This is a genomic window from Aliiroseovarius sp. ABM4_368, from assembly GCF_056161205.1.
In genome coordinates this window covers 1135648-1154320 of record NZ_JBSWYR010000001.1, presented here as the reverse complement: position 1 = coordinate 1154320, position 18673 = coordinate 1135648, and the positions used below count along the sequence as shown (strand labels likewise).

21 protein-coding genes are annotated in these 18673 nt (G+C 57.5%); 12 read left to right on the top strand and 9 right to left on the bottom strand.

Annotation, left to right across the window (positions count from 1 at the left end; genetic code table 11):
- Positions 1 to 84 precede the first annotated feature (84 nt).
- From ACXAH3_RS05760 to ACXAH3_RS05740, 5 genes are all read left to right on the top strand, one after another.
- Positions 85 to 1731 carry a lysine--tRNA ligase gene (locus ACXAH3_RS05760; protein ID WP_474861091.1) on the top strand — a complete coding sequence of 549 codons (1647 nt, stop codon included), beginning with the start codon at positions 85 to 87 and terminating at the stop codon, positions 1729 to 1731.
- Positions 1732 to 1930: 199 nt separating this feature from the next.
- Positions 1931 to 4222 carry a glycosyl hydrolase family 28-related protein gene (locus ACXAH3_RS05755; protein WP_474861090.1) on the top strand — a complete coding sequence of 764 codons (2292 nt, stop codon included), beginning with the start codon at positions 1931 to 1933 and terminating at the stop codon, positions 4220 to 4222.
- A 152-nt stretch (positions 4223 to 4374) separates the two neighbouring features.
- Entirely contained in the window at positions 4375 to 5334 is a 960-nt protein-coding gene (gene ppk2 / locus ACXAH3_RS05750) for a polyphosphate kinase 2 (RefSeq protein ID WP_474861089.1), read from the top strand.
- A 140-nt stretch (positions 5335 to 5474) separates the two neighbouring features.
- Positions 5475 to 6620 (top strand): lytic murein transglycosylase, encoded by a 1146-nt coding sequence (locus ACXAH3_RS05745; RefSeq protein WP_474861088.1) that lies wholly within the window; start codon positions 5475 to 5477, stop codon positions 6618 to 6620.
- A gap of 63 nt (positions 6621 to 6683) precedes the next feature.
- Positions 6684 to 8030 (top strand): MATE family efflux transporter, encoded by a 1347-nt coding sequence (locus ACXAH3_RS05740; RefSeq protein WP_474861087.1) that lies wholly within the window; start codon positions 6684 to 6686, stop codon positions 8028 to 8030.
- Between the two features lie 149 nt (positions 8031 to 8179).
- On the opposite strand, the gene ACXAH3_RS05735 is transcribed toward ACXAH3_RS05740, so the two are convergent.
- Positions 8180 to 8581, bottom strand: coding sequence for a hypothetical protein (locus tag ACXAH3_RS05735; protein WP_474861086.1), 402 nt, complete (start codon positions 8579 to 8581; stop codon positions 8180 to 8182).
- A gap of 31 nt (positions 8582 to 8612) precedes the next feature.
- Positions 8613 to 9815: a pyridoxal phosphate-dependent aminotransferase gene (locus ACXAH3_RS05730; protein ID WP_474861085.1), complete on the bottom strand. Its 1203-nt coding sequence runs from the start codon at positions 9813 to 9815 to the stop codon at positions 8613 to 8615.
- 107 nt (positions 9816 to 9922) lie between these two features.
- On the opposite strand from ACXAH3_RS05730, the gene ACXAH3_RS05725 reads away from it, so the two are divergent.
- The 3 genes from ACXAH3_RS05725 (at position 9923) to ACXAH3_RS05715 (ending at position 11244) form a co-directional block, all read left to right on the top strand.
- Entirely contained in the window at positions 9923 to 10318 is a 396-nt protein-coding gene (locus tag ACXAH3_RS05725; RefSeq protein ID WP_474861084.1) for a helix-turn-helix domain-containing protein, read from the top strand.
- A gap of 3 nt (positions 10319 to 10321) precedes the next feature.
- Entirely contained in the window at positions 10322 to 10630 is a 309-nt protein-coding gene (locus ACXAH3_RS05720; protein WP_474861083.1) for a succinate dehydrogenase assembly factor 2, read from the top strand.
- Positions 10631 to 10746: 116 nt separating this feature from the next.
- Positions 10747 to 11244, top strand: a complete 498-nt coding sequence (locus tag ACXAH3_RS05715; RefSeq protein ID WP_474861082.1) for a MarR family winged helix-turn-helix transcriptional regulator — start codon at positions 10747 to 10749, stop codon at positions 11242 to 11244.
- Here the strand turns inward: ACXAH3_RS05715 and ACXAH3_RS05710 are convergent.
- Both ACXAH3_RS05710 and ACXAH3_RS05705 read right to left on the bottom strand, forming a co-directional pair.
- Positions 11238 to 11924 carry a DUF1194 domain-containing protein gene (locus ACXAH3_RS05710; RefSeq protein WP_474861160.1) on the bottom strand — a complete coding sequence of 229 codons (687 nt, stop codon included), beginning with the start codon at positions 11922 to 11924 and terminating at the stop codon, positions 11238 to 11240. The genes ACXAH3_RS05715 and ACXAH3_RS05710 overlap by 7 nt on opposite strands.
- 59 nt (positions 11925 to 11983) lie before the next feature.
- Positions 11984 to 12412 (bottom strand): VOC family protein, encoded by a 429-nt coding sequence (locus ACXAH3_RS05705; RefSeq protein ID WP_474861081.1) that lies wholly within the window; start codon positions 12410 to 12412, stop codon positions 11984 to 11986.
- Positions 12413 to 12565: 153 nt separating this feature from the next.
- Here ACXAH3_RS05705 and thyX point away from each other — a divergent pair, with 153 nt between their 5' ends.
- A complete protein-coding gene (thyX, locus tag ACXAH3_RS05700; protein WP_474861080.1) occupies positions 12566 to 13474 on the top strand; it encodes an FAD-dependent thymidylate synthase in 909 nt (302 codons plus the stop codon).
- Positions 13474 to 14340 (top strand): DUF4238 domain-containing protein, encoded by an 867-nt coding sequence (locus ACXAH3_RS05695; protein WP_474861159.1) that lies wholly within the window; start codon positions 13474 to 13476, stop codon positions 14338 to 14340. The genes thyX and ACXAH3_RS05695 overlap by 1 nt, the downstream gene beginning before the upstream one ends.
- A 242-nt stretch (positions 14341 to 14582) precedes the next feature.
- Here ACXAH3_RS05695 and ACXAH3_RS05690 read toward each other — a convergent pair whose 3' ends face one another.
- Positions 14583 to 14801 (bottom strand): cold-shock protein, encoded by a 219-nt coding sequence (locus ACXAH3_RS05690; RefSeq protein ID WP_474861079.1) that lies wholly within the window; start codon positions 14799 to 14801, stop codon positions 14583 to 14585.
- A gap of 264 nt (positions 14802 to 15065) precedes the next feature.
- Here ACXAH3_RS05690 and ACXAH3_RS05685 point away from each other — a divergent pair, with 264 nt between their 5' ends.
- Entirely contained in the window at positions 15066 to 15401 is a 336-nt protein-coding gene (locus ACXAH3_RS05685) for an arsenate reductase family protein (RefSeq protein ID WP_474861078.1), read from the top strand.
- Positions 15402 to 15436: 35 nt separating this feature from the next.
- The gene (locus ACXAH3_RS05680; RefSeq protein WP_474861077.1) at positions 15437 to 15793 is read left to right on the top strand and encodes a hypothetical protein; all 357 of its coding nucleotides are present in this window, start codon (positions 15437 to 15439) and stop codon (positions 15791 to 15793) included.
- Between the two features lie 119 nt (positions 15794 to 15912).
- Here ACXAH3_RS05680 and ACXAH3_RS05675 read toward each other — a convergent pair whose 3' ends face one another.
- The 4 genes from ACXAH3_RS05675 to ACXAH3_RS05660 form a co-directional block, all read right to left on the bottom strand.
- Positions 15913 to 16461 (bottom strand): DoxX family protein, encoded by a 549-nt coding sequence (locus ACXAH3_RS05675; protein ID WP_474861076.1) that lies wholly within the window; start codon positions 16459 to 16461, stop codon positions 15913 to 15915.
- A gap of 26 nt (positions 16462 to 16487) precedes the next feature.
- Positions 16488 to 17270, bottom strand: coding sequence for an HvfC/BufC family peptide modification chaperone (locus ACXAH3_RS05670; RefSeq protein ID WP_474861075.1), 783 nt, complete (start codon positions 17268 to 17270; stop codon positions 16488 to 16490).
- Positions 17267 to 18145, bottom strand: a complete 879-nt coding sequence (gene bufB / locus ACXAH3_RS05665; RefSeq protein WP_474861074.1) for an MNIO family bufferin maturase — start codon at positions 18143 to 18145, stop codon at positions 17267 to 17269. Before bufB ends, ACXAH3_RS05670 begins: the two co-directional genes overlap by 4 nt.
- A 91-nt stretch (positions 18146 to 18236) precedes the next feature.
- Positions 18237 to 18530, bottom strand: coding sequence for a BufA1 family periplasmic bufferin-type metallophore (locus ACXAH3_RS05660; protein WP_246936518.1), 294 nt, complete (start codon positions 18528 to 18530; stop codon positions 18237 to 18239).
- Positions 18531 to 18673 lie beyond the last annotated feature (143 nt).

Sequence of the window (18673 nt, the reverse complement as noted above, 5' to 3'; positions counted from 1 at the left end):
TTGCAGTGCAGAATATTGACCCCGCGCGCCCTTCGCAATAGGGAGAACACTTAGCGCGAGAGGCGCGAAGTGAAAGGAAAGCACATGTCCGAAATGCGTGACGCCGCGATGAGTTCGAAAGCCTGGCCCTTTGAAGAAGCGCGCCGGGTGCTGAAACGCTATCAAAAGGGCGCGCCTGAGAAGGGATATGTGCTGTTTGAAACGGGTTACGGCCCGTCGGGTCTGCCCCATATCGGCACGTTTGGCGAGGTTGCGCGCACAACGATGATCCAGCGCGCGTTTGAGGTGATCAGCGACATCCCGACCAAGCTGGTCTGCTTCTCGGACGATTTGGACGGGATGCGGAAAGTGCCGGGCAATGTGCCGAATTCCGAAAGCCTGCATGATCACCTGCAAAAGCCGCTGACCAGCGTGCCGGATCCGTTCGGTACCCACGAAAGCTTTGGTCATCACAACAACGCCATGCTGCGCCGGTTCCTTGACACGTTTGGGTTTGAGTATGAGTTCTACTCGGCCACAGAATTCTATGGGTCGGGCCAGTTTGACGAAGTGCTTAAGCGCGCGGTCGAAAAGTATGACGACATCATGGAGGTGATGCTGAAGTCTCTGCGTGAAGAGCGCCGCCAGACCTATTCGATCTTCCTGCCGATCCACCCGGAAACCGGCCGCGTTCTGTACGTTCCGATGAAAGAGGTGAATGCGGAAAACCACACGATCACCTTTGACGACGAAGACGGCAAAGAATGGACGCTGCCCGTCACGGGTGGCAACGTGAAGCTGCAGTGGAAGCCGGACTTTGGCGCACGTTGGGCGGCGCTGGAAGTCGATTTCGAGATGTATGGCAAGGACCACAGCACGAACACGCCGATCTACGACAAGATTTGCCGCATTCTGGGTCATCGCGCACCAGAGCATTTTACATACGAGCTGTTCTTGGACGCCAATGGCCAGAAGATTTCGAAGACTTCGGGCAACGGGATTTCGATTGACGAATGGCTGACCTATGCCTCGACGGAAAGCCTGGCGTATTTCATGTACTTGAAGCCCAAGACCGCGAAACGGATGCATTTCGATGTGATCCCCAAGGCGATGGACGAATATCACCAGCAGCTGAATGCGTACCACAAGCAGGATCTAAAGCAGCAGTTGAACAACCCGGTATGGCACATTCACGGCGGCGACGTGCCGGTGTCGAACCTGGTGGTTCCGTTCTCGATGCTGCTGAACCTGGCATCAGTGGCGCATGCCCATGACAAGGCGCAGCTGTGGGGCTTTATCCAGCGGTATGCACCGGATGCATCGCCAGAAACGCACCCTGATCTGGATGCGGCGGCGGGCTATGCGGTGAAGTATTATGAGGATTTCGTAGAGCCTGCGAAGGTGTTCCGCCTGCCCACCGATCAGGAGCGCGGCGCGCTGGAGGCTCTGGCGGGCGGGTTCCGCGATGGCGAGGCGGCTTTGTCGCTGGTCGCAAAGAAGAACGAGATGATGGGCAGCGAAGATCCGCTGCCTGCGGTCGATTTCGGGTCGGACGAGTTCCTGCAATCCGTGGTCTATGCAGTGGGAAAACTGCACGGGTTTGACAACCTGCGCGACTGGTTCAAAGCGCTTTACGAGGTGCTTCTGGGCACCAGCCAAGGTCCGCGGTTTGGCGGGTTCGCAGCCCTTTATGGGGCCGAGGAAACCGCGGGTCTGATCGACAGCGCACTGAAGGGTGACTTGGTGAAGTAACGCCCGTAAGGGTTTGAAAATAATGACGGCGTCCGAGAAATCGGGCGCCGTTCTTTGTTGTGGGACGTGCGCAACGTGCGCCGCTCTTAACACCCATTAACCCCGAACACCTACCCCTTTTGTCATTTCTCGCCCTGTCCAGTGCGCCTGTCGCGTCTGTGTGGGGCTGCGCGTGGATATCGACCGGAAAGGGAACCTGATGAACAAGGCGATTACCGAAGGGGTGGTGTTCATGCCGCCTGAATTTACGGATGGGCTGGATGTCTGGTCAAGCGAGGACGGCACCCCCGGCAGTCTGACCTATGACGGGGCTGGGAATGCGGCCATCGTTCCGGCGGATCAGGATTTCGACAGTTGCCTAGAGCTGTTCAAGGACCAAAATACCCAAACGCTGCGCTTCATGGGTCAGACGCCGTTCGAGCAAGGGTGTTACCTGCGGGTGCGCGCGCGGGTCAAGGTGATCTCGGGGCCGCTGCCGTCGGTGCGCATTGCGACGCGTCCCAGCTTGTCGAGCGGGGGCTATGCGGGGGGCTATGTTGAAACTGGGCCGGTCGTGCCGCTGACCAGTTATGGCGAGGTGGTCGAGGTCTCGGCCATCATCGGTTCGGGCAGCCGGTCCAGCGTGGACATGGTTTGGGGGGATGATGTCGACTATGCCCATGTGGGGTTGGATCTGATCGGATCGAACGGAGCAGCGGTGCGCATTGACGACATGATCGTCGAGGACGTCACCGGTGCCTATCTGCGCGATATGATGGATTGGGTCGATGTACGCGACTTTGGCGCGGCGGGTGATGGCGTCACCGATGATCGCGCCGCGTTCGAGGCGGCGGATGCGGCAGCCGGCGGGCGCACTTTGCTGGTGCCCGAAGGCACGTTCTACATTGGCGCTAACCTGACCCTTCATACTGACATTCGGTTCGAGGGCACGGTGACCATGGCGGACAATGTCTATTTGTCGCTGACCCGCAGCTTCGATTTGCCCACCTATATCGACGCCTTCGGGGACGAGATTCTGGGCTTCCGCAAGGCGTTCCAAGCGCTGCTGCATTATACCGACCACAAGGTTCTGGACATGTGTGGTCGCCGCATCGATGTGACCGAGCCGATCGACATGCAAGGGGCCTATTCGACCGGGGATACCTTTCTGATCCGGCGCGCGATCAGGAACGGACAGTTCTATGTTATTGGTGGCGCGCCATGGGATGACGAGGTCACAACCTCGACCGCACAATACAACCCGGCCAATCCGAAGAAGCTGACCAATGTGCCGGGGATCTCGGCAATTCAGCCGGGCTCGATTGTCACGGGCAATGGCGTTGGGCGCGAGGTCTATGTGAAATCGGTCGATGTCAGCGCCAGTGAGCTTGAGCTGAGCCAACCGCTTTGGGGGGCAAGTTCCAACCAGACCTATACGTTCAAACGCCACAAATATGTGCTGGATTTCGGCGGATTTGCCGAGCTGCGCCGCATGAACCTGATCGAGATCGAGTTCCAGTGCAACGGCCACGGATCAGCGGTGATGTTGGCGTGTGACGGCGAGAATATGGTGTTCCAAGATTGCCACTTTATCAAACCCAAAAATCACGGGATCAGTTCGATCGGGAAAGCGTGTCAAGGGCTTCAGGTGGACCGCTGCCAGTTCATTTCAAACGAGCAAGACTTGCCTGCGACGGATCGCGTATCGGTGGCGGTGAACGTTAACGCCAACGATTCCAAAATCCGCGACACGCAGTTTCAACGTATGGGGACGTCTATGGTGATCTATGGCTCGGGCCATATCATTCAGGGCAATCACTTGTATCAGGGGGATGAAGTCAGCGACGGCCCTCGTGTGGCTGGGATCGTGTTCACGCTTGAAAACAACAAGACGGTTTTGACCGGAAATTACATCGACAATTGCCTAGTCGAATGGAACAACGAACATGATCCAACGCCCGATTTCGGCACCGAATATGCGTTTGGCGGTATGACGATCACCGACAACATCTTTACCGCAAATGATGTTGCCCCGTGGTTTACATGGATAATGATCAAGCCCTTTGGCACGGGGCATTACCTGTCGGGACTGCATGTCAGCAACAACACCTTCCGGTCTTTGAACGGAAACATTGATCGCGTCGAAAGCGTGTCGACCACCCACGGTGCTCTGAACGGGTGGGGCATGCGGGACGTGACGTTCGAGAACAACGCCTTTTTCGGTGTCAATCAGCGCACGATCTCGCCCGTTACGTTGGAGTTCAATCAAAACACGGAAGCGGATACCTGGAACCTGGATGGGTCGGACTATTTCCCGTTTGCAGGCAATGCGCGCACCGTTACATCAGTTGTCGTCGAAGGGAATTTGACCGATGGTTCGGGCAATCAGGTCTGGAACAACCCGCATGTTCTGGTGAACCAGGGCAGCTCGGCGCAGTTGGCACGGCTGAAATGGTCCAAGCCCGTGCGCGGAACCGTCCATGTAACCTTGCGGGTCGACAATCCGGTCTGATCGTGAACGCGAAAGGCCTGCCAGTTGGCGGGCCTTTTTTGCATCTTCTTAAACGGGAAATGGCTAAGCATCTTCAAATTTATTGATGCGGATCAAAGCACGCTGCGAGGCGTCTTGGTAAAGGCAAACTGGAAAATGAAGGAGAGATGCGAATGACCGAGACTCAGACCCGTACAGCTGCACCGAAAACTGCCGCGAAAGCCGCCCCCAAGCTTGCCACCGCAGCGCCTGCCGCGCCTGCCGCAAAGCCTTTCCCAAAAGTCAGCGCCGACCAGATCCGCGAGACCTTTGAGAACGGTAAATATCCCTATGATACCAAACTGGGCCGCAAGGAATACGAGGCTGAAAAGGCGCGCATTCAGGCCGAGCTTCTGAAGGTGCAGCGTTGGGTTGGTGAAACGGGTCAGAAATTCGTTCTGTTGTTTGAAGGCCGCGACGCAGCTGGCAAGGGCGGTACGATCAAACGGTTCATGGAGCATCTGAACCCCCGCGAAGCCCGCGTTGTGGCGTTGAACAAGCCCACTGACGAGGAGCGCGGCCAGTGGTTCTATCAACGCTATATCAGCCAGCTGCCCACCGAAGGCGAAATGGTCTTCTATGACCGCTCGTGGTACAACCGTGCAGGTGTCGAGCGAGTGATGGGCTTCTGTTCACCCAGCGAATACCTCGAGTTTATGCGCCAGACGCCGGAATTTGAGCGTATGCTTACACGTTCAGGTATCCGTCTGTACAAATATTGGTTCTCGGTCACGCGCGAGGAACAGAAGCGCCGCTTTGACAGCCGCAAGGATGATCCGCTGAAACGCTGGAAGCTAAGCCCGGTTGATGTTGCATCGCTGTCGAAATGGGATGACTATACCGAAGCGAAAGAGGCGATGTTCTTCTATACCGACACTGCCGACGCACCGTGGACCATCATCAAGTCGAACGACAAAAAACGCGCCCGTCTGGAATGCATGCGTCACTTCCTGTCGACCATCGACTATCCTGACAAGGACTATGATCTGGTCGGGTCGCCCGATCCGCTGATCGTGGGTCACGCAAGCCAAGTGATCCACAACGCTGATCACATTCTGGGCGCAAGCCTGCATCCGGATCAGCGCCGCGGTTGATCGTCAGAACATTAACGAAAAAGGGACGCGATCTGCGCCCCTTTTTTCGTTCAATCTTGTGTTCAAGCGGGGTAGTCTGGAAAAAAAGCGGTCTCTGCGTAGAACTGGGCCGTATTAGGTAAAGCAGTACAGGTGGTGTCATGATCTATTCCAGACGTTTCTTTTTGGCCGGGATTTCCGCGCTGTCGCTGGCCGCGTGTCAGTCGCGAGGGGCAGGGGCTGTCAGCGCACCGCGCCCGTCGTCAGACATGCGCGCGGTGCACAATGCTGGGTTTGACGCATGGGTCGAAGGCGCCAAGGCCCGCGCCCGTGCACAGGAGATCAGTGGGTCAACTGTCACCCGCGCTTTCCGAGGTGTCGGATACCTGCCCGGCGTGGTCGAACGTGATCGCAATCAGGCCGAGTTCACCCGCAGTTTCGAAGATTATCTGGCCATTGCCGCCTCGGACGCGCGGATCGAAAAAGGCCGCGCCATGCTGCGCAAACATGCCGGCGTGCTAAGCCAGCTAGAAGCCAAATACGGCGTCGAGAAAGAAGTGATCGTCGCGGTCTGGGGGCTGGAAAGCCGCTATGGCGAACGGCGCGGGGATGTGCCTGTAATCTCGGCCTTATCGACGCTGGCCTATGACGGGCGGCGCGGGCGGTTCTTTGAAGGCCAACTGATGGCGGCCCTAAAGATCCTTGAACGTGGCGATGTCACGCCCGAGCGCATGACCGGAAGCTGGGCCGGTGCGATGGGCCATACGCAGTTCATCCCGACTTCGTATCTGGCCTATGCGGTGGATTTCACCGGCGACGGCAAGCGCGACATCTGGTCGGACGACCCGACGGATGCGCTGGCCTCGACCGCCGCCTATCTCAGCCGATCTGGCTGGAGACGTGGGCAACGTTGGGGGGAAGAAATCACCGGCCGTGCGCCATCAGGGCAGGGTCGCGTGATGAAGCCCGCGGGCGAGGGTGGCCCGGTCTTCGAGGTCTATCACAACTATTCCGTTCTGGGCCGCTACAACAACGCACAGAAATATATCATCGGCGTGGGGCATCTGTCGGACCGGCTGGTTGGACGCCCGGCGTTGCGGGCATCGTTTGGACCGGATGAATACGGGCTGACATTGGACGATCGCAAGGCGCTGCAACAGGGTCTGACCCGTGCGGGCTTTGACACCGGCGAGGCAGATGGCGTCTTGGGCAAAAAGACCTTTGCTGCCATCGAGGCGTTCCAGCGGTCGCGCGGGTTGGCTGTGACCGGCACGCCGTCGAAAGCACTGCTTGGGATGCTGCGATAGCGTCACCACTCTTTGCTTGCCCCGCCGCACCACCAGGAATAGAGGTGGGGCATGACACAGGTGATGACCCTTCCCCAACACATGCGTGCCGTACTGGTGCTTGGAACGCCTTTGGTGGCCTCGCAGCTGGCGCAGTTTTCGGTGCAGATTACCGATACAATCATGCTGGGCTGGTACGGGGTCGAGGAACTGGCCGCCGTCACTTTGGCTGGCACATTCTTTTTCATCTTCCTGATTATGGGGTCGGGGCCTGCCTTTGCTCTGATGCCCATGGTCGCCGAAGCGGCCGAGGCCGGGGACGATGTGCGTGTGCGTCGTCTGACCCGTATGGCGCTTTGGATTTCCATCGGGTTTGCCTTGGCGGTGTTGCCCCTGATGTGGATGTCCGCGCCGATCCTTCGGGCGATGGGGCAGGATGAAGGGTTAAGCCTGATTGCGCAGGATTATCTGCGGATCGCGGGGTTTGGTATGATCCCAGCGCTGGGCGTGAACTGCTTGCGCAGTTACCTGTCGGCACTGGAACACGCGCGCATTGTGTTGTGGGCAACGATCATCGCGGCCATCATGAACGGGGTCATCAACTATGCGCTGATTTTCGGCAATTGGGGCGCGCCAGAACTGGGTGTGCGCGGCGCGGCGATTGCGTCCGTCACGATCCAGATTGCGGCAGGCGTCGTGCTGTGGATCTATGCCGCTCGTCTGAACCCCGAGCAAGCCCTGTTCCAACGGTTGTGGAAGCCGGATTGGGAGGCGCTGGTCGATCTGTTGAAACTGGGCATTCCCATCGGGCTGACCACGCTGGCCGAGGTCGGGATGTTCTCGGCTTCGACCGTTGTAGTGGGGCTGATCGGCACGCTTGAACTGGCCGCCCACGGGATCGCGCTTCAGATCACGGCGTTGTTTTTTATGGTGCATCTGGGCCTGTCGATGACAGCCACAGTGCGTGCAGGGCGTGCGCTGGGCCGCAGGGACGAAGTTGGCCTGCGTCGCGGTGCGTTGGCAGCAACGCTGGCGTCCGTGATCTTTGGCGGCCTGACTGTGATCCTGTTCCTTGTCTTCCCTGCACCATTGATCCAGTTGTTCCTGGACCCGGCTGAAGGTCTGCGCGACCAGATCGTCGCGCTTGGCACCACGCTTCTCGTCGTTGCTGCTTTATTCCAGTTTGCTGACGGCGCGCAGGCGATTGCCATGGGGTTGCTGCGCGGCGTGCAGGATACGCGGGTTCCGATGGTGATCGCGGGGCTAAGTTATTGGCTGGTAGGGATGGGGTCGTCTTACCTGTTCGGTATCACGCTTGGCTTCGGCGCGGTGGGGGTCTGGTGGGGACTTTTGCTGGGCCTTGTTTGCGCGGGCGCATTCATGACGTGGCGCTTCTGGATGAAGACCTCGCGGATTGGAGGCGCCGGCTGAGGGACTTCCGCCCGGATTGGCCCATCTGCGATGGTCCGTTCCGGTTGGAGGTGGCCGCGCAGACGCGCGGCATATTTCATGCCTTCGGCGAGGATATTTGGGACAAGAAAAAAACGACGAGGGGCAGCGCCCCTAACGCGCGCGCCTCGTTATCCTTTGATCAACCGATCCGCCTTTTTGCGAACCAGCATCGACCGCAGGTCATGCATCGCCAGCAAAAGCGCATCCGTCACCTGCTCAAGCTCGTCGTCCGAGGCACGGGCCTGCGCCCAATGGGTCGTCAGGTTCAGGTGATCGACCGTGCGCAGGATGTCGTCGATATCGCGCTGCTTTAGCTGGGCGCGGCGGCTGTCCATCCAATTGGAAATTGCGGCGTTGTCTTCCTCAGAAAGTTCGCGCCCGCCTTGGGGCTTCACCTCGCCGTTTTTAATGTTCACAACCGCGATCTGGTCCAGCTCGATCCGACGGTGCCTGTTTTCGGTATCAACTTTGAACACAAACGCTCCGTTTTCACGGATGCGGAAATAGTAATCTGGCAACTCGGCGGTCATTGCAGGCCTTTCGATTCGATCACCCTTGGTTCTATACCAACGACGAGCAGAAATCTTGAATGCGTGTGCAGGCTTCGGTAAGCGCTTCGTCCGACGTGGCATAGCTGACACGGAAGTTTGGCGACAGGCCAAAGGCCGATCCGAACACGACCGCTACGCCTTTTTCTTCCAAAAGCGCCTTGGCGAAGGCCTCGTCGGTGTCGATCTTCACGCCGCCTGCCGATGTTTTACCGATGCAGCCCTTGATGGATGGATAGACATAGAATGCTCCGTCCGGCACGGGGCATTCGATGCCGTTTGCAGCGTTCAGCATTTCGACGACCAGATCACGGCGACGCACGAACATCTTGTTATTCTCTGCGATGAAATCCTGCGGACCGTTCAGCGCTTCGACTGCGGCCCACTGGCTGACCGAGCAGGGGTTTGATGTCGATTGCGACTGGATCTTGCGCATGGCAGCGATCAATTCCACCGGACCTGCTGCATAGCCGGTCCGCCAGCCAGTCATGGCATAGGCTTTGGACACGCCGTTGCAGGTCAGTGTCCGGTCATAAAGGCCCGGTTCGACTTCGGCAGGGGTGCAGAACTCGAAGTCGCCATAGGCTAGGTGTTCGTACATATCATCCGTCATCACCCAGACATGCGGGTGGCGCATCAAAACGTCGGTCAGCGCCTTCAGCTCGTCGCGCGAATAGCCCGCGCCCGTGGGGTTCGAGGGCGAGTTGAAGATCAGCCATTTGGTTTTCGGCGTGATCGCGGCCTCAAGCTGTTCGGGCGTCATGCGGAAGCCCGTTTCAATAGGGCATTCGACGACGACAGGCTCGCCGCCCGCCAGCAGCACCATGTCAGGGTAGCTCACCCAATAAGGGGCCGGGATGATCACCTCGTCCCCCGGGTTAAGCGTCGCCATCAGTGCGTTATAGAGGATCTGCTTGCCACCCGTCCCAACGGACACCTGCGCGGGCGTGTATTCCAGCCCGTTCTCGCGCTTGAACTTGTCGCAGATCGCCTGCTTCAGCTCAGGCATCCCATCGGGTGCCGTGTATTTCGTCTTGCCCGCATCAATCGCGGCTTTGCCCGCGGTCTTGATGTTTTCTGGCGTGTCGAAATCAGGCTCGCCTGCGCCAAGTCCAATCACATCGCGCCCAGCGGCTTTCAATTCGGCTGCCAGGGTGGAAACAGCGATGGTCGGGGATGGTTTTACGCGCTCAAGTGTCGCGGAGAGGAAAGACATGGCGGCCTCGGTTTGTATGTTGGTCTCAATTCTTCTAGGGTGCGCCGCGAAGCTGATCAAGCATCATCCGATGCCGCGTATCGACATTGTTAAGAGGAGAGACAGGCATGGAGCAGACAACCACAAACGCGGATTGGTATTCCGAGGAGGCTGCCACTTTCGGGGATCGTCTGGCCGCCGCCCGCGAAGCCGTGAATATGACCCAATCGGCCTTGGCCAAACGGTTGGGCATTAAGTTGAAAACGCTGCGCGGATGGGAAGAAGATCTGTCCGAGCCGCGTGCGAATAAATTGCAGATGGTGTCGGGCGTGCTGAACGTCTCGATGCGCTGGCTTCTGACCGGTGAAGGCGAAGGCGTGGACGAACCGTCGATTGGGGATGGTGAAGCCCCGGAAGTGCGTGACCTGCTGCTTGAAATCCGTGACATCAAAATGCAGATGAACCGCTCGGCTGACCAACTGGGTCGGCTGGAAAAACGCCTGCGCAAGCGTCTGGAAGGATAAGACATGAGCGGCATTCCCTTGGATCAGTTGAAGGAAACCCCCGGCGCGCGCGAAGGCGAGACGCCTGAACATCGCGTCAAGCGTCTGGCCATGCGTTCGATGCGGCGTGGGATCAAGGAAATGGATATCATCCTGTCGCGCTATGCCGATGATCATCTGGCGGGGATGACCACCGAAGAGCTTGACCTGTACGAAGCGCTGTTGGGCGAAAATGATCAGGATCTCTATCAGTGGGTGTCGGGCCAGCAGGATGCGCCCGAAGCCCTGTCCGAGCTGATCTCGCACATTGCCAACCACATGCAGTCACGCTGATTGCAGCCTGATTTTCTGAAAATTGTCCCAATCTTCGCGACGGTTTTCTGACATATTTAACTGAATGTTCTTTTTTCAGTCTCAAGTATCGTCACAGTAACGGTTCGGAGAGACGTATGAGCATGCATTCCCAGATTGGGCAATCGGTCAATCACGGCTACGTCGTGCAATATCTTGAAGCGCTGGCCTTGGTCGAGCGTTTGCACAGGCTGCTGTTGGATGTGATCAAGGATGAATTTGAACGGGTCGGCGTGTTGGAAGTAAACGCTGTTCAGGCGCTTTTGCTGTTCAATATCGGCGATAACGAGGTCACGGCCGGCGAGCTGAAAAGCCGCGGTTATTATCAGGGCTCGAACGTGTCCTATAACCTGAAGAAACTGGTCGATATGGGCTATATGCACCATCAACGCTGCGAAATTGACCGCCGCTCGGTGCGGGTGCGCTTGACTGAGAAAGGTCGGTCTATTCGTGACACGGTGGAGGGGCTTTTTGAACGCCACGCCGACGGGCTTCAATCGCGTGATGTGCTGACGTCTGATGGTATCACAGACATCAACACCGCGTTGAAACGGGTTGAACGATACTGGACGGATCAGATCCGCTATATCTATTGATCGGTTGGGGCGGGGGCGCCGGACACCATCACGCCTTGGACCTCGCGTAGCAGTTTCTTGATCATGGCGGCTTCGAACTCTTTGAAACTGTCGGCCTTCATGGCCAAACTGCCGATGCCGTGCAGGACATAGGCCTCGAAATACGAGGCCAGATCGCGGCCCGGCACCGAGGCGCCGATGTCCAGCGCGTTCACGGTGATGTTTTCAAGGCGCTGATCCGCTTGCACGTCCTGCGGACGCGGACCGGAATTGGATTGCCCATCGCCGGACAGGTCCAGAGAATGCGACCAGCAGTCAGGGCGTTGTGACAGCAGGTCGGCCCCGAACAGCATCGCCCGGCCAATACCCGTCGAGGGGTCGGCAGGTACGCGCGTGACCTGACGCAGGCCATCCGCGATGTTAGAAAACACGGTTTCCGAGGTCAGGGCGGTCCAGTCTTTCAAAATCCGCTGATTGCCCGGACCGCTCCATTCAAAAACGCTTACTTCAATCACGGTGTCAGGCGAGGCGAGCAGTTTGTCCAACACCAAACGACTTTCCAGCGCAGCGGCCAGCCCGTCGAGTTGCAGAAGGTATTCGTGACTGTCCACGGATGCGGACACGTCCAATCCCAAAGCCAGCGCTTGCCGGCATTGGGAGGCTGAATATGCGAGTTGGGGAAGCAGGCAGGCCAGACCCATCAAGGCTGTGCGATTTAGAATGCGCAGCCGCTTTGCGACAGATTTGACCTGCCAAGGCATTACCAGTGCCCGGTGTTTTCCATGCTGGCCCAAGGCTCTTGCGGGGGCAGACGATCGCCGGCCTGCAGCAGCTCGACCGATACGTTGTCAGGCGAGCGTACAAACGCCATCCAGCCATCGCGCGGCGGGCGATTGATGACCACACCATTGTCTTGCAGGTGTTGGCACATGGCATAGATGTCCTCGACCTCGTATGCCAGATGGCCGAAATGGCGGCTGTCCGATGGCAGACCCTCGTCACCATCCCAGTTATATGTCAGCTCGACCGGGCATTCCGGCTGTCCAGGAGGCGCCATGAAGATCAGGGAAAACCGTCCTTCTTCATAATCCGAATGCCGTATTTTCTCGAGGCCCAGAAGCTCGAAGAAGCGAATGGCTTTTTCAAGGTCCTTCACCCGGATCATTGTGTGTAGATAGCGAAGTTTCATTGATCTTTCTCCGAAGATTGGCTGGTTTCGCGGCCAGCCTATCAGGTGAGCGCGGCAAGAACAGCCAAAACACGCAATCACCGGCATATGGCTGTTTTTCCGAAAGCCGCAACTAGATATAGTGGCGGGGCCGTCAATAGAAAGAGATTCGCAATGTCATTGAGCCCCGAGCAGATTCAAGAAATCGAAGAACAACGCGCCCAGACCGGCACAACCCGCCGCGCCATCAGCGAAGGGATGGAAAAGCACCTTTATACCGCGCATGAAGTGCTGGACCACGGCTTTGTTCGCGTGATCGACTATATGGGCGATGACGCCGCGATCTGTCAGGCCGCGCGGGTCAGCTATGGCAAGGGCACCAAGTCGGTGCAGAACGACGAAGGGCTGATCCGCTATCTGATGCGCCACTGGCACTCGACCCCGTTCGAGATGTGCGAGATCAAGCTGCACGTCAAACTGCCCGTCTTCGTTGCGCGCCAGTGGATCCGTCACCGCACGGCGAATGTGAACGAATACTCGGCGCGTTATTCGATCCTCGACCGCGAGTTCTATATCCCCGCGCCCGAACATGTCGCCGCGCAATCGGTGGTGAACAACCAAGGTCGGGGTGCTGCGCTGCAGGGCGAGGAAGCCGCCCGCGTGCTGGAGATCCTGAAAGCCGACAGCAACCGCGCCTATGATCACTATGAAGAAATGATCTCGGACGAGGGGCAGGACGGTCTGGCCCGCGAACTGGCGCGGATGAACCTGCCCGCCAACATCTATACCCAATGGTACTGGAAGGTGGACCTGCACAACCTGTTCCACTTCCTGCGCCTGCGCGCCGACCACCACGCCCAATACGAAATCCGCGTCTATGCCGACGCGATCTGCAAAGTCGTCGCGGATTGGGTGCCGGCGGCCTACGGCGCGTTCGAGGACTACCGCCTTGGTGGCGCCAACCTGTCCGGCCGCGCCATGGACTGCATCCGCCGGATGCTGAAAGGCGAAGAGGTTACGCAGGAGACCTCGGGCATGTCCAAGGGGGAATGGCGCGAGTTTGAGGCGGAGTTAAAGGGGTGATGGAGCATTATGGTGGTTCAAAGAACCACCATTTTATTCCCAAAGGAATCTTAAAAAACTTTTGTTTTGAAGGAAGTTCTCTGCTTCGATTCGATTTCGAGGACGCTGATCGTGGTATCCACCAAAGAAACACGGATAAATCATTTCAGTCATTCCACTCCAACTCGTTTATGACGCAATCAGGACGACGAAATGACGGTGCCGAACGCTGGCTTGATCAGAATATAGACAACAAGATCGCTTGCCTGGTCGATAAGCTACGTAGTGAGCTTCAATTGTATGGGAAGATTAAGTTGGTCCCTGAAGATAGAGATTTATTAGCAAAGTATCTTTGCTCTTCCTTAATTCGGAAGCCAAGCTTTAGAGCTGAAATTGATAGAATTTATGATCTGGATTCAATAGTCGATTATTCCTTCGAAAAATTAGGCCTTTCCAGACATGCTTACGAGCAAATAAATGGAGAACCCAGCGATCCAGTAAGTTATAGCGATGCGCTTAGAGCTAATTTAGCTGCGGTAGAAGTTGATGAAGTTATCGACCAACTGAAGAAATTCTCTTTGATAATCTCTAGCCCAACAAGTGGCTTTGATCAGTTTGTTCTCGGGGATGCGCTTCCAATAAGGTTTGGAATACCTATCGCAGGGAAAAACAGAAGCGGATCCGAGATCTGGACAATTCTTGCACCTGATCTGGCCGTTTGTTTTGTTGAGCTAGGTAATTCCGTGCCAGATAAGCATTACTTTGCGGGTTTCGGTACCAGTGAAGTTCGCAAATTAAACCGACGTATAATCGAGGAAAGCAAAGTTGTGGCCTGCAAATGCCCAATCTATCTGTTTGGGTTAATAAAAGAGACCGGTAAGTTCTGAGAGAGTATTCACTTCAGAGTGTCCGCCCGTGCCGCGCACGGGCAGCGCCCGACCCTCCCCACGGGAGGGCGCTTCGCACCATCCCAGGGTCAGGCGCCGCCCTCAGCAAACTTGGTGACGGGCTGGCACCGCACCCAGCCGAGGTCGGACGGAGCTCTCAGCAAATGCCTCATTCCCCAAAGAAAAACCCCGCGGAGCTTTCACTCCGCGGGGTTTCGAAATTCTAGTAGGTAAAGGCTAAATCAGCCCTGAACCTCAAGATCAATAGCCGACTGGCGACCGTCACGACCTTCTTGCAGCTCGTAAGCCACTTTGGTGTTGTCGGCCAGACCGGTCAGGCCCGAACGCTCAACAGCCGAGATGTGTACAAACACATCTTTGCCGCCGCTATCGGGTGCAATGAAGCCATAGCCTTTGGTGGTGTTGAACCATTTTACGGTGCCGGTTTGTTTATCGGACATGTCCGCTTCTCCTATGTTTAACCCTACAGTTTGCGGGCTTTCGTTTGCAATCAGGTATCGTCCGACTGCATGAAAGGAGGCGGTAGATAGTTCTGTCTTACCCGGCCTAATGTGGGGACGGGGCGGCAAAATGCAAGGGAAACCTTTGCGATGCCGGATTTGCAGCGGGTCTCTGCGTCCTTTCGTTTCACGCCAATTACGGTCATAACGGGCGCTGGCGGCACATTGTGCGGGCCGCGTGACAGGAATATGACAGGGGGCGAAATGCGCATCTGGGGATTGAAAAACTGCGATACCTGCCGAAAGGCCGTGAAGGCGTTACAGGCCTCGGGGCAGGCGTTGGACTATGTCGACGTGCGCGCCGACGGGGTGGACGCCGCTGATCTTGAACGGTTTTTTCAGGCGTTCGGTGACGCGCTGGTCAACAAGCGTTCAACCACGTGGCGCGGGCTGTCAGAAGGCGAACGGGCAGGGGATCCGGTAGCGCTTTTGGCCCAGCATCCCACACTTATGAAGCGCCCGGTGATCGAGGCAGGTGGCCAGTTGACGCTGGGTTGGGACGTAAAAACGCAAGCCAAATGGTTGGAGAACAGCGTCTGATCCCTTATCTGGGATGAAAGAGCAGGAGAATTGTGATGCGTAATGCCGCGTTGGTTTTGGGTGTGATTGCAGGTGTTTTGGGCATGATCGTCGGATTTTTTGGATATGGATACACGGAAGTGATCGACCGGTTTGGCGAATTGCCAGACCTGGCCGAACAGGTCGAGAACCCTGGGCGCGTGCGGGCCTTTGCCCTGATCGCGCCGCTTCTGGCGTTGGCCGGTGGGGCGATGGCGCGTTCGGTTGCGCAGATCGGCGGCGGGCTGATGTTGGCCTCGGCCGCAGGGATGTATTTCGCTTTTGGATACGGCGTCTTTACCATGTTCCCCATCGCGCTGGCCGCGTTGGGCGGCATTCTGGCGCTGGTCGCTGTAAAGCCTGACCCACACTAGGCCGCAGTAAACTTGAACGTCTGACACCCGCAGGGCCGCCTTGCGGGTGTTTTCGTTTGTCGAAACGGAAAAAGGACACCCCGAAAGGTGCCCTCTCCCACAAGCAAACACATTACTGGTTACTTAAGCTTCAACAGGCGATCCACCGAAAGCGATCCAGCGCCTTTCACAACAAGGATCAGCAGGATCACGACCCAGAACAAGCGCTGATCAAGGATCAGGCTGTCGGGAATACGGTCAAACCACGCGCCCAGCGTTTCGGCGTGCTCGATCCCGCCATGGCCGTAAAGATCGGTCAGGCTTTGCACGATCACAAAGCCAATCATGCCCAACGAGGCCAGACGCGTGAACAGCCCGATCACGATCAGAAGCGGCAGGATGAACTCGGCCACGGTGCCTGCGAAAACGACGGCCCAGTGGAAGAAGCTTAGATCGCCGACATTATAGCTGGCGGCCTCCATCGCTTTGGGGAAGATCTGGGCATAGGCACCAAGCGAGGGCTTGAAGATGCCAAAGATACCCGGTCCAACTTTGGTCAGCGCCGAGGCCCAGAAATAGCCCAGAAGCGTGGCGGCAAAAGTAAAGCGCGCCAGCAGGGGCAGGGCTTCCGGGGCGGCGCGATCCGCCAGTCCGGCCAGCCGGTTGTGTATGTGCACCAAGGCTTGCATGGTGTGGTCCTTCCTTCTTCTATTATTTACCGGTCTATGCCGGTTATGGCCTGCGCTGCGATCAGGATCGTCAGCGTGGCGGTCAGATCGAAATCTGGTGTGTCAGATGTGGCCAACCCCAGCGCAGTGCCAAAGCTGCGGCCTTTTAGAAGCGAACTGACAAAGGCCGCAGCCCCTTCGGGCAGCAGGTGTGTCACAGGTTCAAAACCGATGCGCGAGATCAGGATGTCTTCGCCGCCCGCACTTGGTTTCGGGCCGTCATGCATGTTGAAATCCCAGATGGATTTCGCAGGCCATTTGGCGCGCAGCACCTCGCAAGCCGGGGCGAGGGTCAGGCGGGCCTCCATCAATTCGTGCTGCCCAAGATCGGTCAGCTTGGCTGGATCAATCGGATCAGCGTCGCCCGCGTGATAAGCACGGCGCAGGGCCAGTTCCAGACGCGCCACGTCGGGCAGGTATTTCAGGTGCAGCGTGCCGGCGAAGCTTTCCAGAAAGCCGGGCAGGGCCGCCCCGTAATGCATCATCAGTTGCGAGGCAGGCGGATGGATGCGCAGGTAAACCTTTGCCATCTCACGAAAAAACTCGTCACCTAACAGCTTGGTTAGCACCGGGAAGCCGGTCAACATCGCCTCGGACAGGCTGTGGACCACGTTGTTGCGATAGACCGAAAAGCGCTTTGAGGCTTGTTCTCCGTCCGGGTTCAACAAACCTTCGGGCACATCAACTTGCGCGTCCAGGATCGCAGCGCGGAATTCGGCTTGCGAAACACTGGCGCGAGCTTGCGATTGGGTCAGCGTGTCTTGGGTCATGCGGGCACCTTTTGGGGTTGGCCGGTGACGACGGACTGCATTTGTAAGGCCGCGCGGGCGGCTTCGCGTTCCAACACGTCCCATGCGGGCACGTCATTGTCCCATTCGACAAGCGCCGGACGGGCGCCGGTGCGGGCAATAACGTGGTCGAACAGCGCCCATACCGGTTCGTCCACCGGCTTGCCGTGGCTGTCGATCAGAAGCTTACGACCCAACTCGTCCGCGTCTTCATCATGACCGGCAAGGTGAATTTCCTCGACCAATTCCAGCGGATAAGCGTCCAGATAATCGAGCGCTTCGAATTCCAGATTGGTTGCCGAGATGAAGACGTTGTTCACATCCAAAAGCAGGCCACAACCGGTGCGGCGGGCGACCTCTCGGATGAAATCGGGCTCGGACCAAGTGCTTTCCGCGAATGCCAGATAAGAGGACGGGTTTTCAAGCAGCATCTTGCGGCCCAGAAGATCCTGAACCTCGTTAATATGGGCGGTGACGCGGGTCAGCGTGTCCTTGGTATAGGGCAGGGGCAGCAGGTCGTTCAGAAACGCACTGTCATGGGTCGACCAGGCCAGATGTTCCGAAAAACTGGCGGGGTTCAGCCAATCCACCAGCTTTTTCAACCGGGCGAGGTGTTCAGGGTCCAAACGGGTTTCGCCTCCGATTGAAGCGCCGACGCCGTGGACGGAAATCGGAAAGTTCTCGGCCAGATGACGCAGCTGCGCGATCTGGCGGCCTCCCTCGCCCATATAGTTTTCGGCGTGGATTTCCAGCCAAGTAACTGTTCCAGGCGCGTTCAGAAGGTCTTGGAAATGCTGTGGTTTGTAGCCAACACCAGCGCCATCGGGAAGCGTTGTGTGTGCGCGTTGTTCCAACATATCAAAGCCCTTCGTGTTCTTTTAAGGTCGCTCTGGCCAAGCGGTGTCGGCCAGAGCGGTATTCTTGGGACTGTTCAGAAATCCGCTAGGATTAGCCCGGCAGGTTCATTTCGGTCGCTTCCAGCGAACCCATGTGCTTCTTGCCGTCTGCATCGGTGATTTCCATGGTCTCGCAGGTGCCAGCCGGAACCAGTTTCCAAGCGTTGCCCTGATAGTCGACGGTCGACGAACCGGCGCAGGTGGTGCCGGGGCCAGCGGCACAGTCGTTCTGGCCTGCCAGCGAAACGCCGAAGCACTTTTCGTTATCTTCAGCAAAAGCAGGGGCAGCGTTGGCAGCTACAGCAGCGGTGACGGCGCCCAGGATGGCTACAGTTTTCTTCGACATCGATTTTCCTTTCGGGTTTGTAATTCGATCCGCCTCAAAGCGGTAAGGAAAAGCTAAGCGGGGAAACGGACTGTCTCCACTCACGAAAACGTAGATCACGGGCCTGTCATGTCAGCGCGAGCGGAACATAACGCGTGCGTGAG